This window comes from Gordonia sp. DT101, from assembly GCF_049844895.1.
Classification (GTDB): Bacteria; Actinomycetota; Actinomycetes; order Mycobacteriales; family Mycobacteriaceae; genus Gordonia.
Genome location: NZ_JBNCLX010000001.1, coordinates 288,426 through 311,600 on the forward strand (window position 1 = coordinate 288,426; position 23,175 = coordinate 311,600).

The 23,175-nt window shown below is 66.6% G+C and carries 20 protein-coding genes and 1 pseudogene; 7 read left to right on the forward strand and 14 right to left on the reverse strand.

The features are described from left to right. The 7 genes from ybeY to hrcA form a co-directional block, all read right to left on the reverse strand. Nucleotides 1-567: an rRNA maturation RNase YbeY gene (gene ybeY / locus ACLQ3I_RS01395; RefSeq protein ID WP_425791689.1), complete on the reverse strand. Its 567-nt coding sequence runs from the start codon at nucleotides 565-567 to the stop codon at nucleotides 1-3. Beyond that, on the reverse strand, nucleotides 564-2,732 hold the full coding sequence (locus ACLQ3I_RS01400; protein WP_425799927.1) for a PhoH family protein: 2,169 nt from the start codon (nucleotides 2,730-2,732) through the stop codon (nucleotides 564-566). Before ACLQ3I_RS01400 ends, ybeY begins: the two co-directional genes overlap by 4 nt. A 127-nt stretch (nucleotides 2,733-2,859) precedes the next feature. Next, entirely contained in the window at nucleotides 2,860-4,023 is a 1,164-nt protein-coding gene (locus ACLQ3I_RS01405) for a DUF3089 domain-containing protein (protein ID WP_425799928.1), read from the reverse strand. A 138-nt stretch (nucleotides 4,024-4,161) separates the two neighbouring features. Next, complete coding sequence (locus tag ACLQ3I_RS01410) at nucleotides 4,162-4,941, reverse strand: alpha/beta hydrolase family protein (RefSeq protein WP_425799929.1); 780 nt, start codon at nucleotides 4,939-4,941, stop codon at nucleotides 4,162-4,164. Nucleotides 4,942-4,954: 13 nt separating this feature from the next. Then, nucleotides 4,955-5,707, reverse strand: a complete 753-nt coding sequence (locus ACLQ3I_RS01415) for a 16S rRNA (uracil(1498)-N(3))-methyltransferase (RefSeq protein ID WP_425791681.1) — start codon at nucleotides 5,705-5,707, stop codon at nucleotides 4,955-4,957. Between the two features lie 16 nt (nucleotides 5,708-5,723). Further along, entirely contained in the window at nucleotides 5,724-6,887 is a 1,164-nt protein-coding gene (dnaJ, locus tag ACLQ3I_RS01420) for a molecular chaperone DnaJ (protein ID WP_267629392.1), read from the reverse strand. A gap of 113 nt (nucleotides 6,888-7,000) precedes the next feature. Next, nucleotides 7,001-8,035, reverse strand: a complete 1,035-nt coding sequence (gene hrcA / locus ACLQ3I_RS01425; protein ID WP_425791679.1) for a heat-inducible transcriptional repressor HrcA — start codon at nucleotides 8,033-8,035, stop codon at nucleotides 7,001-7,003. 150 nt (nucleotides 8,036-8,185) lie between these two features. Here hrcA and ACLQ3I_RS01430 point away from each other — a divergent pair, with 150 nt between their 5' ends. Beyond that, nucleotides 8,186-8,644: a type II toxin-antitoxin system VapB family antitoxin gene (locus ACLQ3I_RS01430; RefSeq protein ID WP_425791677.1), complete on the forward strand. Its 459-nt coding sequence runs from the start codon at nucleotides 8,186-8,188 to the stop codon at nucleotides 8,642-8,644. A 25-nt stretch (nucleotides 8,645-8,669) separates the two neighbouring features. Here ACLQ3I_RS01430 and hemW read toward each other — a convergent pair whose 3' ends face one another. After that, on the reverse strand, nucleotides 8,670-9,881 hold the full coding sequence (hemW, locus tag ACLQ3I_RS01435; RefSeq protein WP_425799930.1) for a radical SAM family heme chaperone HemW: 1,212 nt from the start codon (nucleotides 9,879-9,881) through the stop codon (nucleotides 8,670-8,672). A gap of 446 nt (nucleotides 9,882-10,327) precedes the next feature. Between hemW and ACLQ3I_RS01440 the strand changes: the two genes are divergently transcribed. The 5 genes from ACLQ3I_RS01440 to ACLQ3I_RS01460 are packed head-to-tail and all read left to right on the forward strand — an operon-like array spanning nucleotide 10,328 to nucleotide 15,959. Next, nucleotides 10,328-12,127, forward strand: a complete 1,800-nt coding sequence (locus ACLQ3I_RS01440; protein WP_425791673.1) for a nitrite/sulfite reductase — start codon at nucleotides 10,328-10,330, stop codon at nucleotides 12,125-12,127. Further along, the gene (locus ACLQ3I_RS01445) at nucleotides 12,124-12,870 is read left to right on the forward strand and encodes a phosphoadenylyl-sulfate reductase (RefSeq protein ID WP_425791671.1); all 747 of its coding nucleotides are present in this window, start codon (nucleotides 12,124-12,126) and stop codon (nucleotides 12,868-12,870) included. Before ACLQ3I_RS01440 ends, ACLQ3I_RS01445 begins: the two co-directional genes overlap by 4 nt. Beyond that, on the forward strand, nucleotides 12,867-13,814 hold the full coding sequence (gene cysD, locus ACLQ3I_RS01450; protein ID WP_425791669.1) for a sulfate adenylyltransferase subunit CysD: 948 nt from the start codon (nucleotides 12,867-12,869) through the stop codon (nucleotides 13,812-13,814). The genes ACLQ3I_RS01445 and cysD overlap by 4 nt, the downstream gene beginning before the upstream one ends. Next, entirely contained in the window at nucleotides 13,814-15,118 is a 1,305-nt protein-coding gene (locus ACLQ3I_RS01455) for a sulfate adenylyltransferase subunit 1 (RefSeq protein ID WP_425791667.1), read from the forward strand. The genes cysD and ACLQ3I_RS01455 overlap by 1 nt, the downstream gene beginning before the upstream one ends. 22 nt (nucleotides 15,119-15,140) lie before the next feature. Next, a complete protein-coding gene (locus ACLQ3I_RS01460) occupies nucleotides 15,141-15,959 on the forward strand; it encodes a sirohydrochlorin chelatase (RefSeq protein ID WP_425791665.1) in 819 nt (272 codons plus the stop codon). Here ACLQ3I_RS01460 and ACLQ3I_RS01465 read toward each other — a convergent pair. The 5 genes from ACLQ3I_RS01465 to ACLQ3I_RS01485 all read right to left on the reverse strand — a co-directional run bounded on the left by ACLQ3I_RS01465 (nucleotide 15,917) and on the right by ACLQ3I_RS01485 (nucleotide 20,239). Further along, on the reverse strand, nucleotides 15,917-16,912 hold the full coding sequence (locus ACLQ3I_RS01465) for a sulfate/molybdate ABC transporter ATP-binding protein (RefSeq protein WP_425791663.1): 996 nt from the start codon (nucleotides 16,910-16,912) through the stop codon (nucleotides 15,917-15,919). The two genes, ACLQ3I_RS01460 and ACLQ3I_RS01465, sit on opposite strands and share 43 nt — an antisense overlap. 1 nt (nucleotide 16,913) lies before the next feature. Continuing rightward, nucleotides 16,914-17,843 carry a sulfate ABC transporter permease subunit CysW gene (gene cysW, locus ACLQ3I_RS01470; protein ID WP_425791661.1) on the reverse strand — a complete coding sequence of 310 codons (930 nt, stop codon included), beginning with the start codon at nucleotides 17,841-17,843 and terminating at the stop codon, nucleotides 16,914-16,916. Beyond that, on the reverse strand, nucleotides 17,840-18,691 hold the full coding sequence (gene cysT / locus ACLQ3I_RS01475) for a sulfate ABC transporter permease subunit CysT (protein WP_425799931.1): 852 nt from the start codon (nucleotides 18,689-18,691) through the stop codon (nucleotides 17,840-17,842). Before cysT ends, cysW begins: the two co-directional genes overlap by 4 nt. Next, complete coding sequence (locus ACLQ3I_RS01480) at nucleotides 18,688-19,746, reverse strand: sulfate ABC transporter substrate-binding protein (protein ID WP_425791657.1); 1,059 nt, start codon at nucleotides 19,744-19,746, stop codon at nucleotides 18,688-18,690. The genes cysT and ACLQ3I_RS01480 overlap by 4 nt, the downstream gene beginning before the upstream one ends. Nucleotides 19,747-20,038: 292 nt before the next feature. Beyond that, nucleotides 20,039-20,239, reverse strand: coding sequence for a hypothetical protein (locus ACLQ3I_RS01485; protein WP_425791655.1), 201 nt, complete (start codon nucleotides 20,237-20,239; stop codon nucleotides 20,039-20,041). A gap of 130 nt (nucleotides 20,240-20,369) precedes the next feature. Between ACLQ3I_RS01485 and ACLQ3I_RS01490 the strand changes: the two are divergent. Then, nucleotides 20,370-21,821: pseudogene (locus tag ACLQ3I_RS01490) on the forward strand (glycoside hydrolase family 15 protein). A gap of 38 nt (nucleotides 21,822-21,859) precedes the next feature. Here the strand turns inward: ACLQ3I_RS01490 and ACLQ3I_RS01495 are convergent. Further along, entirely contained in the window at nucleotides 21,860-23,149 is a 1,290-nt protein-coding gene (locus tag ACLQ3I_RS01495) for a M20 metallopeptidase family protein (protein WP_425799932.1), read from the reverse strand. Nucleotides 23,150-23,175: the final 26 nt, after the last annotated feature.

Below are 23,175 nucleotides of genomic sequence, written 5' to 3' on the forward strand. Positions count from 1 at the left end.
TCACTCGTCCTCGGCCTGAATGTTCTCGGGCCGGGCGGTCTCGGCGAAGCCGATGTTGGTCAGCAACTGGGTGTCCCGATCGGACTGTCGCTGTTGCTGCGCCCGGCGATGCCGCGCCGCGTAGAAATCCTCGAGGATTCGGTTCTGGAGGCCGAACATCTCTTTTTCCTCATCCGGCTCGGCGTGGTCATAGCCCAGCAGATGAAGCACTCCGTGGATCGTCAGCATCGACAGCTCGTGCTCGAACGAGCGCCGCGCCGACTTCGCCTGCTGAGCGGCGAACGCCGGGCACAACACGATGTCACCGAGGATCGCCGGCCCCGGTTCCGCGGCATCCGGCCGCCCACCCGGGACCAGCTCGTCCATCGGGAAGCTCATCACGTCTGTCGGGCCGGGCAGATCCATCCATTGCATGTGCATGTCGGCCATCGTGTCCTCGTCGACACAGACCACCGAGAGTTCCGCGGCCGGATGGACGTCCATCGCGGTGATGGCGAAGCGTGCCGACTCGATGATCAGGTCCCCGGGGACCTCGACACCCGATTCGTTGGCCAGTTCGATGCTCATGAGCGACGTCCGTGCGAGGCGGCCCGACGAGCCGCCCGGTTGCCCTGCAGGTTGTCTGCGTCGCGCAGTCGCCCGCCGACGCGCGAGTTCTCCTCGGCCCGTCCGTATGCGTCCACGATGTCGGCCACCAACCGGTGTCGGACCACGTCCGCGCTGGTGAGGTGCGAGAAGTGGATGTCGTCGATACCGTCGAGAATCCGTGTCGCCGCGGTGAGTCCGCTCTGTGCCCCACCTGGGAGATCGACCTGGGTGGTGTCGCCGGTGACGACGACCTTGGACCCGAAACCCAGTCGGGTGAGGAACATCTTCATCTGTTCGCCCGTGGTGTTCTGGGCCTCGTCGAGGATGATGAAGGCGTCATTGAGCGTGTTGTGTGTCAGCAGGAAGTCCTCGGTGACATACAACGAATCCTCGGCGGCGACCTTGATGCAGACCGCCTCCTCGGTACCCACCGATTCGATGCTCTCGATGTAGCGCTTGGGTGCTTTGGAGCCGTCCGCGCCATACCGCGCGGCCTTGCGGCAGAGCCTGAAGGGTGCAACGCCCTCCGGGAGTCGGATGTCGAGCACGTGGGCATCATGGCGGTACAGCACTTCGCGCCCACGTGCATTGCCCGGGGTCCGTCCCTCTGCAGCACGCGTGCGTGTGTAGACGATGCCGCCGAGCGATTGAACGAGGAACATCACATCGTCACGGAGCTGGTCGGACACGGTCGTGTACTGGACGCGGCAGGTACGCGCTGCCTGACCGACCGGACCGCCGTCGGTGTCGAGGAGACCCTGCAGTACCGCCAGCCGTACCTCAGCGGAGTTGAGAAGGTACTGCTTCGGCACGAACTTCGTCGACGACTTGGTGCCCCAGAGTCCCGTCGCACGCATCGCACCGGTCACGGGATTCTCGATGGTGATCACCTCGCCCGGTGTGGTTATCCGGTTGAGCACATAGTCGATCTCGGTCTTGCGCCGCGCGCGAATGCCTGGCACGGCGTCCACCAGTGCGTCGACCAGCTCCGGGTCTTTGGTCGTGAAGGACGGCGTCGTCATGCCGGCCATGCACCCATCGCCCAGCATCAACCCGAGCGCGTAGGGGTCGAACGGCACCGGCTGGGCATCGAAGGCCACCGGCGCAGCCAGCAGCGGCAGCTCGTAGCGGTGGTAATGCGCCGCGCGCAGATTCCCGATCATCTCCTTGGCAGCCAGCACCCGCGGGCCCTTGCCACGGCGACGATCCGACCGCGTGTAGACCGACCAGAGGTGGTCGGTCGAGCTCAGAGTCGACGCGCCGTCCTGGGTGGTGACCCGCACGATGTCCTTGAAACCCTGTGGGTAGACGCCGAGCACTTCGGTGGGTGTGCCGTCCGAACCGATGACCGCGTCACCGACCTGCAAATCGCCGATGGGCCGGAAACCTTCCGGAGTGAGCACTCGGGTCGACAAGGGCTGTGCCCGCCCGCGCATATATGCGAGCGGCGCGACCTCGATGACCCCGGCCGCCATCAGCTTCGGGATCGACTCCGGATCCATCATGTCGTGAAGCGCGTCGTAGAGCGGTCGCAGATATGGGTCGATCTTCTCGCTGAGCGTGCCGGGCAGGAAGCCGAGCCGCTCCCCCGCCTCGACCGCGGGCCGGGTCAGGATGATGCGGTTGACCGACTTCGACTGCAGGGCCTGGACGGCCTTCGCCATCCCCAGATAGGTCTTGCCGGTACCGGCCGGACCCAGGCCGAACACGATCGTGTTGTTGTCGATCGCGTCGACATACTTCTTCTGGTTCAGGGTCTTCGGCCGGATCGTCTTGCCCCGTCGCGACAAGATGTCGAGCGACAGCACGTCAGCGGGCGATTCCGCGGTTCCCTCGGAGAGCATGGAGACGCTGTGCCGGACGAGGTCGGGCGTCAGGGGGGTGCCGCGACCGACCAGATCGACGAGTTCGGCGATGACCCGCTCGGATGCCGCGACGTCGGCGGGCACACCGGTCAGGGTGACCTGGTTGCCACGCACGTGGATGTCGGCCGGCAGCAGCTGTTCGAGGGTGCGGAGGTTGACGTCACTGGTCCCGAGCAGCCCGAACACCACCTCGGGAGAGATTTCCACGTTGGAGGTGACAGATCGACCCGCAAGAGTCCGACTGGTCGGCGCGCTCAGGTCGGGGTTGTCGTCACTCACGTATGCAATCACTCCTAGGGGGTCGTGGCGGCGCATCGGTACGCCGGGATGTAGCCAGTCTAACGCGATTGAACCGTGCACCAGCAGGCAATATTCCGGCGGGCCGCGCAGGGCACCTGCCCGTCCCTCAGTGGGAGTGTGATTGCCAGTCCGCGGCCTGTCGGGCGGCGATCCCGACGAGCCGGTCGAACCCGAAATTGAAGTCGAGCGTGTGGGTGTCGAGTAACGGCAACTGGTTGATCGGCTGTGGGCGGACCATCCGAATGTGGTACTCGCGGATCCCGTACACCTCATCGCAGCTACCGACCCCGCGCCCGCGGCCGGTCGTCCAGGTCGACGACGACGTCGGCCAGGCCTCTGGAAACCAGGTATAGGCATACAAGCCCGCGCCGAACCCGGGCGGGAACGGCTCACTCGGCACCGTGATGCCGACCGGCGCGTGGTTGCCGCTCACCACCGCCGGGTCCGTGCACGCGACCTGGTATTGCGGCCCGTTCGGCAATCCCGCCGACCGCGACAAGACATCGAGCGTGCTGTTGCCCAGCAACGACACCGGCGGGTAGACGATGTTCGACGAATACGCCATCACACACCCGTACTCGCCCCGCCGAGTACACACCGGAATGTGGCGGAAGTCCCCGCCCACCGCACTGCCTCGCGCGGTGGTCACATTGGCGCCCATCAGGAACGCGCCGGCGACGCTGCGACGCAGCACCGGCCGGGGATCGACTTCCTCGCGGATCAGCTTGCGAAGCTGGAAAGCGCCCTGCGAGTCGGCGATGAAGATCACGCCTCGGTTGCCCGCCTGAGCGAGATACTCCCGCCAGGCGTTGCGGACATCGCGATAGGCGATCCTGAACGGTTCGGCGAGGCCGAGATTGGTGGGGACCGCAGCCGGTAAGGACACCTGCCGGTAGACGGGCGCGAACATACGACACGTCCGGTTGAATCGTGCCCCGTGTATTTTGCCGGCCGCCTGGATCTCGGGCGACGCAACGAGATCCGCGTTGAGCGCGAGCGAGTTCGTCGCGGTCCCATACACGTAAAAGCAATCCACCGGCTTCGCGGATTCGGCGACCGGCGCGGTGACCCGACCGGTCAGCAAATCGGTGGTGTCCTGAGGGATATCGCACGGATCCGATGCCATGGCCGGACTGCACAGCCACTTGGTGGGCGGGGACGGCGCGGCGACGGCCGTGGATTCGGCACCGAACACGAGCGAGAGTGACGCGGCCGCGACACCGACCGCGACGAGCAACCGACCGACCGACCCGGACCTGAGGCGATGCATCGCGACCTCCCAGGGCCGGACCGGATACTGACCTCGTACGCAAGGCCGTCGCGCTCACCTCCGTCGCGCTACAGCTGGACTGTCCGCGACTTTCTCAAGATATGCCGTTGGCGACCACCAGAAACGTGAACCAGGTAATCAGATGCCCAGCAGCCGCACGGTGTGCCGGGTGGAGGCGCTTCGCGGATCGACGAACGCGTCGTGCCCCTCCCCCGGGACCACGACCAGTTCGGCCGATTGACCCCTGGCGGTCACCGCGACGACGTACCGCCGGCTCGACTCGACGGGGATCGCCGTGTCGTCCTTCGCGTGGAGAGCGACGACATGCGCAGGGAACGGCTTTTGCGCGATGGGTGATGCCTCGCGGTATCGATGAGGGATCTCGGCATACGGGCGGCCCATCAGGCCCCGGATCGACGGACGCTCGGCGCCGGACTCCAGGTCCAGTGCCGCCGATTGCGCGATCACCGTGCTGATCTGACACGAATCGGTGTGTGCCCCCAGCTGTGCGACCGACCACACGGCCAGCTGTCCGCCCGCGGAATGCCCGACCACGGCCACCGAGCCCCAGTCGACCTGTGCCGACATCTCCGCCGGCAAAGCGGCGCGAACAGGACCGTCGAGCGCCTGCAGCGCGGCGACCACGTCACGGCCGCTGTTCGGCCAGCCGCCGCCGTTCTCGCCGACGCGCCGGTACTCGACGTTCCACACGACGGCGCCGCGCTCGGCGAACTGCCGTGCGATCGCGGTCTCGATGGTCAGGCCGAACTCGGTGGTCCAGTAGCCCCCGTGCACCAGAACCACCGCACGCACGGGGTCAGTCGGCCCGACTCCACTGACAGGGTGATAGACGTGCCCGAATTGCGATGGTGCACTTCCATATTCGACCTTGACGCGGTGCGCCCGACATTTCTTCACCTGCGTGCTCGCCTCAACGACGTGCCCACCGATCCGTCAGCACACCGACCGCGCCGAGCGCCACTGCGGCCGCACTCGACGTCCTCAACACCTCTGGTCCGAGGATCACCGAGGCCGCGCCGAGTGCCGAGAGGTCGGCGATCTCGATGTCGTCGAGGCCGCCCTCAGGACCGATCACCAGGACCAGTTCGGTCGCGTCCGCCAGTGGTAGCTCGCGCAGGGGCGTCACACCGTGTTCGTGCAGGACCGCGACCAGACCGCCCGCGGCGACGACGTCGGCACATCTCGCCCGGATGTCGGTGGTCGACGCCAACGGGGCGATCTCGGGAATCCAGGCCCGACGGCTCTGTTTGGCAGCCGCCGACGCGGCGGCGGACCACTTCGCGTGGCCCTTCTCCGACTTCCCCGTCCAACGGGCTACGCACCGGGCGGCCTGCCACGGCACGATCCGATCGGCGCCCGCCTCGGTCGCCAGATCGACGGCGAGCTCCGAACGCTCGGACTTGGGCAATGCCTGCACCACCGTGACACGTGGCCTAGGCGGCTCGGCATATCCGTAGGTGTGCGCCCTCGCCACCAGGGTGTCCTTCGCGGTGATCGCGCTCACCTCACACGATGCGGTGGAGCCGCGACCGTCCCCGACGGTGACCTCCTCACCGACCGCCACGCGTGCCACGGTCACCGCGTGTCGGCCCTCCGGACCGGACAGGGTCACGTCGGAGCCCACACGTGGCACCTCGTCGACCCAGAACAGCGGCGGACTCACCCACGGGCTCCGGTCGTCAACGCCCGGCGAAGGCGTTGCGCAGCCGGGAGAACAATCCGCCCGCTGCCGCACCGGTCGCCGTCGTGACCACCTCGACGCGATCGTCGGATGCGTCGCGGAAGGTGGTCAGGGCCTCGGTCTGGGCCGCATCGAGTTTCGTCGGCACCACGACGTCGAGGTGAGCGTGCAGAGTGCCGCGCACCCCGGTGTTCAGGTGCGGCATGCCCTGGCCCTTCACCTTGACCACCTGCCCGGGCTGGGTGCCCGCAGCGATGGTGATGCGAGCGGTGCCGTCGAGGATGGTGTCGATGTCGATCGAGCCGCCGAGGGCCGCGTCGACGATCGGCACCCGGATGGTGCAGTGCAGGTCATCCTTGTCGCGGATGAACACGTCGTTCGGGCGCTCACTGACCTCGACGTACAGGTCACCGGCAGGTCCGCCGCCCGCGCCGATCTCACCTTGCCCGGAAAGGCGGACCCGCATCCCGCTCTCGATCCCGGCCGGGATCTTGACCGTCATCGTCCGGCGGGAACGCACGCGCCCGTCGCCACCGCACTTGCGACAGGGGTCCGGGATCACCTCGCCGACGCCGTGGCAGGTCGGGCATTCGCGAACGGTCATCACCTGACCGAGGAACGACCGCTGGACCGCCTGGATCTCGCCGGCGCCGTTGCACGTGTCGCAGCTGATCGGCTTCGAATCGCCGTGCGTCCCGGAGCCCTTGCAGAGGTCACAGAGGATCGCGGTGTCGACGGTGATCTCCTTGTTGACCCCGGCGGCGCACTCCTCGAGGTCGAGTTCCACGGCCACCAGAGCAGGCTCACCCGGCTGCACCCGGCTGCGCGGGCCTCGACCGGACCCGAATCCGCCGCCGCCGAAACCACCGCTGGATCCGAAGAACGCCTCGAAGACGTCACCGAGACCGCCGCTGCCGCCGAATCCCCCGCCGAAGCCGCCCGCACCCGGACCGGCCAGCGGATCTCCGCCCGCGTCCACGATGCGGCGCTTCTCGGGATCGGTCAGCACCTCGTAGGCGGTGCTGACCTCCTTGAAACGCTCTTCCTCACCCGGATTCACATCGGGGTGCAGTTCCCGCGCCTTCTTGCGATATGCGCGCTTGATCTCCTGGTCGGTGGCGCCTTTGGCGACACCCAGGATTCCGTAGTAGTCACGTGCCACGGTCGTCTCGGTCCTCTATCTCACACTTGGTCTGCTGATGGTCGGCGTCTGCGGTCGTGGCCGGCTGTCGGCATCTCTGTCGGACCGGGGCCGCATGGTGGCGGCCACACAGGTCAGCGATCGGCCAAGACCTCGCCTACGTACTTGGCAACGGCCGCGACCGACGCGATTGTTCCCGGATAGTCCATGCGTGTGGGGCCGACCACACCGACGCCGCCGAACACCGTGCCCGATGCACCGTACCCTGTCGAGACAACCGAGGTACCACGCAGGTTCTCGGTCTGGGTCTCCTCTCCGATCTGGACTGTGACCCCTCCCATCCGTTGGGTGGTGGCGAGCAGCTTCAGCACCACGACCTGCTCCTCGAGGGCGTCGAGCACCGAGTCCATCCCGCCGACGACCGGTGTGAAATCCGCCGCGGCGCGGGCCAGATTCGACGTGCCACCCAGCACCAGACGGTCGTCGCCGCGTTCCACCAGTGTCTCGACGAGCACCGTGGCCACGTTGATCACCACGTCGCGGATGTCATCGGGCGCCTCGTTCGCCACCTCGGCAACCGCGGCCGATGCCGCCTCGAGCCGCTTCCCGTAGAGAGCCGCGGAGAACATGTCACGCAACCGCACGAAATCGTCTTCGACGAGGTCGTCGCTGAGCGCCACCATCCGCTGCTCGACGCGACCGGTGTCGGTGATCACCACCAACAACAACCGGGACGGCGACAACGACACCACCTCGAGGTGCCGCACCGTGGCCGTCGACAGCACCGGGTACTGGATGACCGCCACCTGTCGCGTCAACTGGGCGAGCAGTTTGACCGAGCGTCGTAGCACGTCGTCGAGATCCACACCGGAATCGAGGACCGACAGGATGGCGCGACGCTCGGCTGCCGACAGGGGCTTGACCTCACTGATCCGGTCCACGAACATCCGGTAACCCTTGTCGGTCGGCACACGTCCGGAACTCGTATGGGGCTGGGCGATGTACCCCTCGGCTTCGAGGACCGCCATGTCGTTGCGCACGGTGGCGCTCGACACCCCGAGCTGATGGCGATCGACGATCGCCTTGGAACCGATGGGTTCCTGCGATTCGACGAAATCCGTCACGATCGCGCGCAGGATCTCGAATCGACGATCATCAGTACTCGACACGCGACACTCCTCCCGGCACAGCACTCTGCCATACAGTAGGTGACGTCCATCTTACGAACCGTGGCGCGAAACTCGCTCAAACAGTTTTTTCGCGCCTGGCCGTGCGCCGGTGACCATCACCGTGCCGGCGAATCTTCAGAAAGTTCCGGGATGATCTTCAAGGGGGTGCGGGAGGGTAAGCCCTATCCCGACCACGGATTGTCGGCGCGCGGATGGGCGAAGATCCCGCCCCGGCAGTTCCGCCTGAACGAGCTGACCACGGTCACCACGGTGCTCGCCCTCGACCGGCTCCTCAGTGAGGACTCCACGTTCTACGGCGACCTGTTCTCCCACGTTGTCCGATGGCACGGAGAGCTCTATCTAGAAGACGGACTGCACCGGGCCGTACGGTCCGCGCTGCGGAACCGTCACATCATCCACGCCCGGATGCTCGACCTCGACGCGCTCGATCTCGACCTCGATCCCGGGGCAGCGCCGGTGGAGGACCAGGTGGACACGGCGGAGCTCCCATCCCCGGGACGGGAGTCGGCCGGCGGCATGCACCGGCGCGGCGCACGCAGTACCGGCTGGACGGTCCCGGTGGCGGGCCGGCAGCCTCCCGAATGGTGAGACCACGGTCGATTTCGGCCGGCCGTCAGCCGGCGACCAGGATCTCGCGCACCACACGGTCGGCAAGCAATCGGCCCGCGTCGGTGAGCACGAGCCGGGCACCGACGCTGCCCACGTGTTCAAGCAGTCCGTCGTCGATGAACTCTGCCGCCCGCTGATATTCACCTGCGGTGAGTTCGTCGACCCCCAGCCCGTCGCGGCAACGCGCCTTGAGCATCACCGCTTCGAGATGTCGGTCCTCCGACGTGAGGATCTCGTGTCCACCGATCGGGAGCTGTTCGGCGGCAAGTGAATCCGCATACCGTGCCGGATGTTTGAGGTTCCACCACCGCACGCCGTTCACGTGCGAGTGGGCGCCCGGTCCGATTCCCCACCAGTCGTGGCTGTACCAGTACGCCAGGTTGTGCCGGCATTCCGCGGCGCGCGACCGCGACCAGTTCGACACCTCGTACCAGTCGAAACCCGCCGTCGACAGCCGGTCGTCGAGAATGCGGTACCGGTCGGCGAGGACGTCATCGTCGGGGGCAGGTAACTCGCCGCGCCGAATGCGCCGGGCCAGAGCGGTGCCGTCCTCGACGATCAGGGCGTACGCGGAGACGTGGTCCACCTCGGTCGAGAGGACGGCATCCAGACTCGAGTGCAGGTCATCGTCGGTCTCTCCCGGCGTGCCGTAGATCAGGTCGAGATTGATGTGGTCGAACCCCGCAGCGGTCGCCTCGCGGGCTGCGGCGACCGCACGGCCCGGCGTATGCGTGCGATCCAGGGTTGCCAGCACGTGCGGAGCGGCGGACTGCATACCGAGGGAGATGCGGTTGAACCCTGCCCCGAGCAGCCCCTCGAAGAATTCCGGCGACGTCGATTCCGGGTTGGACTCGGTGGTCACCTCGGCATCGTCGGCGAGATCGAAGTACTCGGTCACCGAGCTCAGCAGCCTCGACAAACCCGCCGCACCCAACAGCGACGGGGTACCCCCGCCGACAAAGACCGTCGAGATCGGTCGAGTCGGGTTCATCAGTCGCGCAGCACTTCTCAGCTCGCGGTCGACGGCCTCCTGCCAGGATTCCGGCGACGACGAACTCCCCAGCTCGCCCGCTGTGTACGTGTTGAAGTCGCAGTATCCGCAGCGCGTCGCACAGAACGGAACGTGCAGATACAGGCCGAGCGGCGTCGCGGCGTCGACCGCGCCACACGCGGCACCTACGACGCCATCGGTGCCCGATTCCATCTCGACCTTCACTCCTCCATCATGCTCGCCCGGCACGGTGTGACCGTGACCACGCCAGAAACCGGACCACGTCAGGAACCGGACCACGCCGATCGGCCGCCGGCGATGCCTCCGGACAGCGGGAATACCTCCCGCCCCGAGCGCCTTGACTTCTAGGAGCAGACCTCCCGACAGGGCTTTCCCTCATCGTGAGGGAAAATAACCCCAAGTAGACGAGGCAAGGGGCAGCGTGGCACTATGAACGGCGTGACTTCCTCAGGGGTGTGGCTCGCAGCCCGACGCCACATCGATCTCAAGCGCGTCTGCAGCGCATTCTGTCGTCCTTAGACGACGTGCTCACTGTCTCCTGACGACAGGTCGGCCCCGAGAAGTCCCCGCTCAGCCGCGGGTATGCCAGCACGTTTCCAGCCCACTTCCATGTGAATGCTGACGCTTGCTGCGTCGGCTCAGGAGACTTCATGACGTCCACCACCGACGATCTTTCCGTGACCACCTCGAATGCGGCCACAGAGCCCGCTGCGAAGGATGACGCCGCCGGATCGAAGCCCGCAACGCCTGCAGGCAACCGGCCGGCCCGCGGCGAGCGCCCGGCCCGCAAGGCCCGGCCGACCAAGCGTCGCGCGGAAGGCCAGTGGAAGCTCGGTTACCGCGAGCCACTGAATCCCAACGAGCAGATCAAGAAGGACGACAACCCGCTCAACGTGCGCGCCCGGATCGAGAACATCTACGCCAAGCAGGGGTTCGAGTCGATCGACAAGCAGGACCTGCGCGGCCGGATGCGCTGGTGGGGCCTGTACACCCAGCGCGCCGAAGGCTACGACGGCACCTGGACCGGCGACGAGAACATCGACATCCTCGAAGACAGCCACTTCATGATGCGCATCCGCTGTGATGCGGGCGCGCTCGATGTGGCGCAGCTGAGGACCCTGGGCCAGATCTCGACCGAGTTCGCCCGGGACACCGCCGATCTGTCCAACCGAGAGAACGTCCAATATCACTGGATTCGCATCGAGGACGTCCCGACCATCTGGGAACGCATCGAAGGTGTCGGACTCAAGACGACCGAGGCGTGCGGCGACTGCCCGCGCGTGGTGCTCGGCTCCCCGCTCGCCGGTGATGCGGTGGACGAGGTCCTCGATCCCACCCCGGCGATCGACGAGATCGTGCGTCGCTACATCGGTAACCCGGAGTATTCGAACCTGCCGCGCAAGTTCAAGACGGCCATCTCCGGACTGCAGGACGTTTCGCACGAGACCAACGACGTCGCTTTCATCGGCGTGAACCACCCCGAACACGGACCGGGTCTGGATCTCTGGGTGGGCGGTGGCCTGTCCACCAACCCGATGCTCGCGCAGCGGGTCGGTGCGTGGATTCCGCTCGACGAGGTACCCGACGTGTGGGAGGGCGTGGTCGCGATCTTCCGCGACTACGGCTACCGCCGGTTGCGTGCCAAGGCACGCCTGAAGTTCCTCATCAAGGACTGGGGCATCGAGAAGTTCCGTCAGGTCCTCGAGGACGAGTATCTGGGCCGCAAGCTGATCGACGGCCCGGCCCCCGAAACACTCACCCGTCCCCGCGACCACGTCGGCGTCCAGCGCCTGAAGAACGGGCTCAACTCCGTCGGGTTCGCTGCCGTCGCCGGTCGTGTCTCCGGCACGATCCTCACCGCCATCGCCGACGCCGCCGAGCGTGTCGGTTCCGACCGCATCCGCTTCACGCCGTACCAGAAGCTGGTCGTCCTCGACGTTCCCGACGACAAGGTGGAGCAGATCATCGAGGAGGTCGGCGCACTGGGCCTGTCCGCCCGGCCGTCGAACTGGCATCAGAACCTGATGGCCTGCAGCGGCATCGAGTTCTGCAAGCTGTCGTTCACCGAAACGCGCAAGCGTTCCCAGAAGTTGGTGCCCGAGCTCGAAGAGCGCCTGGCCGACATCAATTCCCATCTCGACCTCCCGATCACCGTCAACATCAATGGCTGCCCCAATTCCTGCGCACGCTCGCAGGTGGCCGACATCGGCTTCAAGGGTCAGCTCGTCGAGGACGAGAACGGCGACCAGACCGACGGGTTCCAGGTCCACCTCGGCGGAAGCCTCGGCCAGGATGCCGGTTTCGGCCGCAAACTGCGGCAACACAAGGTCCTGTCCACCGAACTCGGTGACTATATCGACCGCGTGGTGCGCAACTTCGTGGATCAGAAAGAAGACGGAGAACGGTTCGCCCAGTGGGCCGTTCGCGCGGATGAGGAGGCCTTGCGATGAGCACGCCCACCACCGCGACGGGTCGCCGCCACACCGAAGACGAGTTGCGTGCCATCGCCGAGGCGGGCGCGCGCGACCTCGGGGCGGACGCGACCCCCGAGGAACTGCTGCGCTGGACCGCGGAGACCTTCGGTGACAACTTCGTCGTCGCCTCCAACATGCAGGACGCGGCGCTCGTCGATCTCGCCAGCAAGAATGTCGACACCGACCAACTGCACGGCGAGAAGCTCAAGGTGCTCTTCCTCGACACCGGCTATCACTTCGCCGAGACCATCGGCACCCGCGATGCCGTCGAGCAGGTCTACGGCGTCGAGATGGTCAACCTGACTCCAGAGCACAGCGTCGCCGAGCAGGACGAACTGTTGGGTCGCAACCTGTTCGCCCGCGACCCGGGTGAGTGCTGCCGCCTGCGCAAGGTCGTCCCGCTCAAGTCCGGTCTCTCGCAGTACGACGCCTGGATCACCGGCATCCGCCGAGTGGAGGCGCCGACCCGTGCGAATGCACCGCTCATCTCCTTCGACGAGGGATTCGGGCTGGTGAAGATCAACCCGATCGCCGCGTGGTCGGACGAGACGATGCAGGACTACATCGACACCAACGGGGTGCTCGTCAACCCGCTGGTCGACGACGGCTATCCGTCGATCGGCTGCGCCCCGTGCACAGCCAAACCCGAACCCGGATCCGATCCGCGCAGTGGCCGTTGGGCCGGTCGCGCCAAGACAGAATGTGGGCTCCACGCATGACCATCGCCGACGCCACCGCGACCAGCGCCTCCGCGGTCGAGGCCGACACCGACGACTTCACCACCCTCGACGCTCTCGAGTCCGAGGCCATCCACATCTTCCGTGAGGTGGCCGGTGAGTTCGAGCGGCCGGTGATCCTGTTCTCCGGCGGCAAGGACTCCACGGTGCTGCTGCACCTGGCGCTCAAGGCCTTCTGGCCTGCTCCCCTACCGTTCTCGCTGCTGCACGTGGACACCGGCCACAACCTGACCGAGGTGCTGGAGTTCCGCGACCAGGTGGTCGAGCGGCACGGGCTGCGCCTGCACGTGGCGAAGGTGGAGGACTACCTCGCCGACGGTCGGCTCACCGAACGCCCGGACGGCGTGCGCAACCCGTTGCAGACCATCCCGCTGCTCGACGCGATCACCGAGAACCGCTTCGACGCGGTCTTCGGCGGCGGACGTCGCGACGAGGAGCGGTCGCGGGCCAAAGAGCGGATCTTCTCCCTGCGCAACGCCTTCGGTCAATGGGATCCGAAGCGGCAGCGCCCAGAGCTGTGGAATCTCTACAACGGTCGACACGCGCCGGGTGAGCATGTCCGCGTGTTCCCGCTGTCGAACTGGACCGAGCTCGACATCTGGCGCTACATCGGCCGCGAGCAGGTGCTGCTGCCGCAGATCTACTACGCGCACGAGCGCGACGTGTTCCTGCGCGACGGCATGTGGATGACCTCCGGTTCGTGGGGCGGTCCGCGCGAGGGCGAGACCGTCGAGCGCCGCAGGGTCCGCTACCGGACCGTCGGTGACGGATCGTCGACCGGCGCCGTGCTCTCCGACGCCGCCGACAACGACGCTGTGCTGGCCGAGGTGGCCGCCTCCCGACTCACCGAGCGCGGTGCGACCCGCGGCGACGACCGGGTCTCCGAGGCCGCGATGGAAGACCGCAAACGCGAAGGATACTTCTGATGTCACATGCTCCCGACCTTCTCCGCATCGCGACCGCGGGCAGCGTCGACGACGGCAAGTCGACGCTCGTCGGCCGGCTGCTCTACGACACCAAATCGGTTCTCGCCGATCAGATCGACGCCGTCACCAAGGCGTCGGTGGACCGTGGCCTCGAGGGTCCCGACCTCTCGCTGCTCGTCGACGGCCTGCGCGCCGAGCGCGAGCAGGGCATCACGATCGACGTGGCCTACCGCTACTTCGCCACGCCGGCACGGTCATTCGTGCTCGCCGACACCCCGGGCCACGTGCAGTACACCCGGAACACGGTTTCCGGCGCGTCGACCGCCCAGCTGGTGATCCTGCTCGTCGACGCACGCAATGGTGTGGTCGCCCAGACCCGTCGTCACACCGCGGTGATGGCCCTCCTCGGCGTGCCCCAGCTCGTGTTGGCGGTCAACAAGATCGACCTGGTCGACGACCAGGAGGCAGCCTTCGCGCAGATCTCCGCCGAGTTCGGCGAACTCACGCGCTCGTTGGGATGGTCGCCGGAGCAGGTGACCGCCATCCCGGTCTCGGCACTGAACGGCGACAACGTCGCCACGCGGTCCGAGAACACGCCGTACTACGACGGTCCCGCGCTGATCGAGCATCTCGAGACGGTCCCGAATGTGGCCGATACCCGGCCGGTCGGGCTGCGCTTCCCCGTCCAGTACGTGATCCGTCCGCGTACCCCCGAGTATCCCGATTACCGTGGCTACGCGGGGCAGATCGCGGCCGGGCGCGTCTCGGTCGGTGACGAGGTCGTCATCCTGCCCTCCGGTGTCCGCAGCACGGTCCGCCAGATCGATACGGCCGACGGCGAATTCACCACCGCCCACACCGGGCGCAGCGTGACGCTGTTGCTCGACGATGACGTGGACGTGTCGCGCGGCGACCTGATCGCTGCCGTCGCGGATGCGCCGGAGCCTGCCCAGCAGTTCACCGCCACGGTCTGCTGGCTCGCCGAGAAGCCACTGCGGCCGGGCTCCCGGTTGCTGCTCAAACATGGCACCAGGACCACCCAGGCGATCGTCGGTGGACTCGAGGTGTTGTTCGATGAGCAGACGCTCGCGCTCATCGACGCCCCCGACACGGTGGAGCTGAACCAGATCGGCCGGATCGCGATCCAGACCGCGGAACCGATCGCGCCGGACGACTACCAGGTCAACCGGGAGTCGGGCAGCTTCCTGCTGATCGATCCGCAGGGCGGGAACACCCTCGGCGCCGGCCTCGTCGGCGATGCCCTGGCGAATCTCCACCTGTCGGCGACGCCCGAACTCGTCTGAGACCGTTGAGGATTCGATTCCGGTGACCCCTACCCTGCTGCTGGTCGCACACGGCAGTCGCGACGCGCGCTTCCCGGCGACGGCCGGCCGCGTGCGCGACGCCGTCGCGACCGCGCTGGCGGGTGTCGACGTACGACTGGCCTACCTCGACCTGAACGCACCGCTGGTCGGCGATGCGCTCGACGAGATCGCCGGGGATTGTGTGGTGGTGCCGCTGCTCTTCGCGGCCGGCTATCACCAGAAGATCGATCTTCCCGCGATCATCGCCGAGCACCATCGGCGTGATCGGATGGTGATCCGATCCGAGGTCATCGGAACGTCCCCGCTGGCGAATGCGCTGGCCGACCGGCTGTCCGAGGCCGGATTGGACGAACCTGCCGGTCGGCGCACCGGTATCATCCTGAGTGCCGTCGGATCATCGGATCCGGACGCCGATCGTCACGTCCGACGCCGGGCCATCGAGCTGTCCACCGTGCTGAACCGTCCGGTGGAGGTGGTGTTCGCCACCAAACTCGGGCCACGAGAACAGCAGCTGCGCAACGCGGTACGCCGACTCCGCACCGCCGGAGCGGATCGCATCGCGGTGAGTCCCTACTTCCTGTCCGCCGGACTGCTCACCGAACGGGTCGAGGCCGCGCTCGATGCCCACGCACCGGGCGCCCTGGTCGCCGGGCCGCTGGGCGCCCACCGCGACATCGTCGATGCGGTGTGCCACCACTACTGGACCGCGGCCTCCACCCGTACGGCACGAGCTCAGGAGTCGTGCGCACACGATTCACCCACTCGCGATTCACCCACTCACGATTCACTCAGCGCGGCCACCTTCGTCGCTCGGGCGTAGATCGCCTCTCCCGCCTGCAGATTGAGCGCGTTGGCATCGCCTCGCGTGATCTGTGCCAGGAACTCGTCACCGGTGGTGGCCGCGATCAATTCGACCCGGGTCTCGAATCCGAGATGGACCACCCGCTGCACCGTCGCCTTGATCACACCGGTGTCGAGCGAGGCATCCGCCGCCGGCAGCGCCAGTTCCGGATTGCGGCCGATCCGGATGTCGTGCGGACGCACCAGCTCACCGTTGAGGCGCACGGTGGATCCGAGGAACGACGCCACGAACTCGTTGGCCGGACGGTCGTAGAGATCGTCCGGTGCACCCACCTGCTCGATCCGACCCTTGTTGAGCACGGCGATCCGGTCGCTCACGTCGAGCGCCTCCTGCTGATCGTGCGTCACCAGGACGGTGGTGACGTTGACGTCCTCGTGTAACCGCCGCAACCACTTTCGTAGATCCTCGCGGACCTTCGCGTCCAGGGCACCGAACGGCTCGTCGAGGAGCAGGACCTGTGGGTCCACCGCCAATGCACGGGCCAACGCCATGCGCTGACGCTGGCCTCCCGAGAGCTGCGACGGGAAGCGCCGCTGGAACACGGTGAGTCCCACGATGTCGAGCAGCTCGTCGACCTTGGCGTCGATCTGTGCCTTGGGCCGCTTGCGGATCTTGAGCCCGAACGCGATGTTGTCGCGCACGGTCAGATGTTTGAAGGCCGCATAGTGCTGGAACACGAATCCGATGTCGCGCTTCTGCGGCGCCGCCCCCGACACGTCGTTCCCACTGATGATGACGGTGCCCGAGTCGAGACTGTCCAGACCGGCGATGGCCCGCAGGAGGGTGGATTTGCCGGAGCCCGACGGTCCGAGCAACGAGGTCAACGATCCTTCCGGAATGTCGATCGACACGTCGTCGAGTGCCGCGAAGTCGCCGTACCGTTTGTTCGCGCCGATAACCGAGATGGACATGTCAGATGCCTTTCTTGCGCTGCACGACTTGCTGGGCATCGATGGATGCCGGACCGTGGGGAACGGTGAGGTCGGGTTCGACGTCGGCCTCGGTGCTGCCGGTGTAGGTTTCGCTCGCATCGGCGTAGCGACCCTTTGCCCGTCGTTCGACCAGCGTCATCGCCACCAGGACGAGGATGGCCACCAGCATCAACAGCGTCGCCGCGGCGTAGGCACCGAATTCGTTGTAGTCATCGGTGTAACGCGAGTTCACCAAGAGCGTCAGGGTCTGCGAGATACCCGGGAAGTTCGACGACACCATCGTCACCGCGCCGTATTCGCCGAGTGCGCGGGCGATCGTCAGGACGATGCCGTAAGTCAGTCCCCAGCGGATGGCGGGCAACGTGATCCGGCTGAAGGTCTGCCACCCGTTGGCGCCCAGCGTCGCCGCCGCCTGCTCCTGCTCGGTACCGATCTCACGTAGCACCGGCTCCACTTCGCGCACCACGAACGGCAGGGTGACGAACAAGGTGGCCAGCACCAGGCCGGGGAATCCGAAGATGATGCGGAATCCGGTGCTTTCGATCCCGCCGAACCATCCCCCGTAGCCCCACAGCAGGATCAGCGCAACACCCGCCACCACCGGGGAGACCGCGAACGGGAGGTCCACCACGGCCTGGAGGAAGCCCTTCCCCGGGAACCGGCCGCGGACGAGGGCGAGTGCGGTCACGATACCGAAGATCACGTTGAGCGGCACCACGATCACGACGATGAGCAGGCTCAACTGGAGAGCGGCGATGGCGGCCGGGGTGGTGATCCACTCCCAGAACTGACCCAGGCCGTGCTCGAACGACCGCCAGAAGATGAGCCCCACCGGCACGACGAGCAGGATGAACACGTAGAGAAGCGCGATGGTGCGCAACGTGTATCGCGTGGTTCTGGAGACCTTCATCGATCCTGCTCCTCTCGCACGGACTGGCGGCGGCCGATGATCCGCAGGACGAGCAGCGCGACGAACGCGATCACCAGGAGCATCACCGACACGGCCGCGGCGTTGACCGGCTCGTCGACCTCGATCTGCTGCTGGATGTATTGCGACGCCACCTGGGTGTCACCGGGGATGTTGCCGCCGATCAGGACCACCGAGCCGAACTCGCCGATCGCACGGGTGAAGGCGAGGCCGGCGCCCGTCAGGATGGCGGGCAACAACGCAGGCATGATGATCTTGGTCCAGATGATCCAGTTGCCCGCACCCAGCACCGCCGCGGCCTCCTCGACGTCGGTGTCGAGCTCGATGAGCACCGGCTGGACCTGCCGCACCACGAACGGCAGGGTGACGAAGGTCAGCGCGACCACCAGGGCCGGCTTCGTCGCATTGAGCTGGATGTCGATCGGACTGTTCGGACCGTAGAGGGACAGCAGCACCAGGCTGGCCACGATCGTCGGCAACGCAAAGGGCAGATCGATGATCGCATTGACGAATCCCTTGCCCGGGAACTCGTCTCGTACCAGTACCCAGGCGATCAACGTACCGAACACGACGTTGATGAGCGCGACGATCACGGAGACCAGGACGGTGATCCACAGCGCGTCGAGCGCGTTCGGGTCGGTGACCGCATCCCAGAACCCGCCCCAGCCGTCGGTGAAGGCCTGCGCCGTGATCGCCGCGATCGGCAGCAGGACGATCACGCTGAGCCACAGCCAGGCGACACCGACCCCGGCGGGCGAGACCCCGCTGAACGTCCGGCTTCGCCCGAGGAATCCTCCTGGCGGGGTGGAGTCAACCGTCTGCGTACTCATTGCCGGCCTCCCGCGTTGTAGATCTCGGTGATCGCGCCCTTCGACCCGAACAGTGCCGAGTCGACGGCCTTCCATCCGGTCAGGTCCTTGCCGTCGTTCTCTGCCGCAGTACCCTCCCCGAGCACGGCTCCGACCTCGTTGATCGTCCAGAGCTTCGCGATGTCGCCGGGGAACAGGTCGCGTGTCCGCGCGACCACGTCCGGCAGCACGGGACGGAACCCCTCCTGCGCCCAGAGTTGTTGGGCTGCGGGTGTGAAGAGATAGTCGACGAACGACGTGGCGGCTTCCTTGTCGGTGGAGGTGTTGACGACGGCGACCGGATTCTCGATCTTGAAGGTCTGCGGCGGGAGGAGGTAGTCGACCTGTTCGTCGGCCGGCACCGACGAGTTGGCCCGGTTGAGCATGATCGCCTCGTTCTCATAGCTGATCAGGACATCACCCTGCCCCTGCTCGAACGCGGTTGTCGCCTCGCGGCCGGACTTGGGCACCACTGTGATGTGGTCCCGGACGAGTTCGCTGACGTAGTCGAGACCCGCCTGGGAATTGCGGCCACCATCGCTCTTCGCGGCGTACGGGGCGAGCAGGTTCCACTTCGCCGATCCCGAACTGCCCGGATTGGGCGTGACGACCTGCACTCCCGGCTTGAGGAGATCGTCCCAGTCGCGGATGTGCTTCGGGTTGCCCTTGCGCACCACGAGGGCCACCACCGAACCGAACGGAGTGCTGTTGTCGGGTGCCTGCTTCTTCCAGTCCTCGTCGACGACCCCCTCTTTCACCAGACGGGTGATGTCGGGCTCCACCGAGAAGTTGACGACGTCGGCCGGCACCCGCCGGGCCACCTTGCGGGACTGGTCGCCCGAGGCGCCATAGGACTGGGAGAAACCGATGTCGTGGCCTGCGTCGGTGTCCCGGAACGCGGGGATGATGACGTCGAAGCCGGGCTTGGGCACGGCGTACGCCACGAGGTTCACATGCCGACTGCCACTCGAGATGTCCGCCCCTCCGGGTACGTCCGTCGAGCCGGCTCCACACGCCGTCACACTGGTGATGGCCATGAGTGTGACAGCCGCCACCACGGCGCTTCGCCAACTCCGCACAACCACGGATCTCGCCACGCAATCCTCCCGGGCTCACACGCCTCCACCGGGATCACCGAGCCCTCGCCCGTCCGCCCCCGGCACAACCTTGGACGCGTAAACGCTAGCAATGCCGTTTCGGTGTCCTGCGCATGTCAGGTGGATGATTTGGGGTGCGCAGTTCGCTGTGCTAGCGGGTGAGCACCCACGCGAGGACCACCAGCACGATCAGTGCGATCAGTGCGAGGGTCACACGGGACCGGATCATGGTCTAGAGCCCCTTCCCGTCGTCATCGGCGAACCGCCTGCGGTCGAGGACATCGGAGACCGTATCGACCAGCAGATTGAGGGCCGCGGCGATCAGGACGGCCAACGGGATGACGACGACGAGGGTCACCAGCAGCTGCGGGACGAAGGACAGTCCGGTCAGCCACTCCTCGACGCTGTCCCACCAGGCACTCACCGATGTCATCGTTCACCTCTTCCCGCAGTTCGCCCGAATCGGACACCGATCGAGAGTTTCGATCAGTCTGAATAAAACGCCCGACAGTCCGGTCGCCGGTCGAGTGGCGACAACAGGGGCCGATCGCAATGATATAGCCATGACCGTCCCGGCAGACGCCGCCGTCACCGCACTGCCGACCGCGACCGCATCACACGGGCCGGGTTCGACTCTCATCGAGCCGGAGGCGAAGGCGTTCTCGCCGGCCACGGCGGCCCACAATGCGTTCCCGCCCATCGGGGACTATGCCTTTCTCTCCGACACCGAGCCTGATCGCCCGGAACGGGTCCATCGAGTGGATGTGTGTGCCCCGGCCGGATTCGCCGAGTGTGTTCGGCGCCATCCTCGATCGCAGCGCCGGCCATTTCCGACTGGCGCCGTACGGCGTGAACGTCCCGGTCGACCGTCGCTACCTGCCTCACGTTGAAGGGTCTCACCTACTCCCCGACCGGTGCCCTGCTCGCGGCCGCCACCACTTCGCTCCCGGAAATCCCTGGTGGCGAACGCAACTGGGACTACCGCTACGCATGGGTGCGCGACTCGACGTTCGCGCTGTGGGGTCTCTACACGCTCGGTCTCGACCGTGAGGCGGACGACTTCTTCTCGTTCATCGCCGACGTGTCGGGCGTGACCAATTCCCAACACCACCCGCTGCAGGTGATGTACGGGGTCGGTGGCGAACGCACCCTCGAGGAGGAGGAACTCCACCACCTCTCGGGCTACGACGGCGCACGACCGGTCCGCATCGGCAACGGCGCGTACAACCAAGCGCAACATGACATCTGGGGAACCGTGCTCGACTCGGTGTATCTCAACACCAAGTCCAGCGAGGCAGTTCCCGAGACATTGTGGCCGGTGTTGAAGGCACAGGTCGAGGAGGCGGTGAAGAACTGGCACAAGCCGGACCGCGGGATCTGGGAGGTGCGTGGCGAGCCCAAGCATTTCACCTCGTCGAAGGCCATGTGCTGGGTGGCACTCGATCGTGGTTCCCGCCTTGCCGCTGCACGGCGAGAGGTCCTACGCCAGGCAATGGGCCGAGATCGCCGACGAGATCCGCGACGACATACTCGGCCACGGTGTCAACGCGCGCGGCGTCTTCACCCAGCGCTACGGCGACGACGCACTCGACGCCTCCCTGCTCCTCGTGCCGCTGCTGCGCTTCCTGCCCTCCGACGACCACCGGGTCCGCAACACCGTGCTGGCCATCGCCGACGAACTGACCGAGAACGGACTGGTCCTGAGATATCGCGTGGAGGAGACCGACGACGGGCTGTCCGGCGAAGAGGGCACCTTCACCATCTGTTCGTTCTGGTTGGTGTCGGCGCTCGTGGAGATCGGCGAGTTGTCGCGCGCCAAGGCGCTCTGCGAACGTCTGCTCTCCTACGCCAGCCCGCTGAAGCTCTACGCCGAGGAGATCGACGCCAAGACCGGACAGCACCTCGGCAACTTCCCGCAGGCATTCACCCATCTCGCACTCATCAACGCGGTCACGCATGTGATCCGCGCCGAGGAGGCGGCGAGTCACGGGACCTTCCAGCCCGCACACCACTGACGGCCGGGCGGCACAATCGGGTCCGAGGGATCAGCGGGTCACTTGGGTACGCCGCCCACGAGATGGTCGAAGGCGACCTGGACATGGATGCGCAGACTGTCGACCAGGCAGTCGTCGTCGGCGTAGAACGCGGGGCTGTGATTCATCGCCATACCCCGCCCGCCCTCGACCGGCGCCAGTGATGTGCCGGCGAACTGCGTGTCCTGGGTACCGAAGTTCAGGTACGCGCCACCGAATGCACGGGTGAACTCCGACATGTCGTCATAGCCGAGCATCCCGGGCATCTCCACCAGACGGTCGGGACCGATCACCCGCTTCACCGTCGGCAGGATCGCGTCGATCCACTCCTCGGTGTTGGCCAGCGGCGGCACGTACTGCAGGTATTCGACCGTGGCACTCGCCCCGTAAGCCGCAGCGTGATGCTCGGCCATGCGGCGGAGGTTGTCCTGCACGGTGCCCATGGAGGCCTCGTCGAGGCAGCGGATGGTGCCCCACAGCGTGACCCGCTCACCGATGATGTTGAACCGCCCGACGTCCTCGACGTGACCGATCGACACCGTTACCGCTTCGGTGGCCGGTACCTGGCGGTACAGCTGACCTGCACCGGAGATGATGTCGGCGACCGCAGGCATCGGATCGATACCGGCCCAGGGCATCGAACCGTGTACCTGCTTGCCCACCACCTCGATCTTCACCAGGCACGACGCCGCGTACTGGTTGCCGATGCCATAGCCGACGACGCCTTTGGGCAGTGGGGCGACGTGCATGCCGAACATCATCGTCGGGCGCAGGTCGGTGAATGCGCCGGCGTCGATCATGGCCTTGGCCCCGCCCGCCTCGTCGATCGGCGGCCCTTCTTCGGCCGGCTGGAACACGAACATCACCGTCCCGGGCAGGTCCTCACGAACCGACGAGAGCACGTCCGCCGCGCCCAGCACGGTCGATGTGTGGCAGTCGTGTCCGCATGCGTGGGCCACCGGGAACGGACCGCCCGGATACTCGCTGTCGACGACCGTGGATGCGAACTCGACTCCGGAGGCCTCGGCGACCGGCAGTGCGTCCATGTCGGCGCGTAGACCCGCGACGCGATCTCCCTTGCGACCACCGCGCAGGACGCCGACCACACCGTGCCCGGCGATGCCCGTGTGCACCTCGTCGAGCCCGGCCTGTCGCAGCCGATCCGCGACCAGCGCCGACGTCTTGACCTCGCGGTTCGACAGCTCGGGATGGGAATGGAGGTGGTGGCGCGTCTGGATCAGTTCGCCCAGTGCGTCTCGCGCCCTCTCGTCCAGCAGTTTCCTCGTGGCGGCAACATCATCGGCACCCATCGCACCATTGTCGCCGATCAGATGCC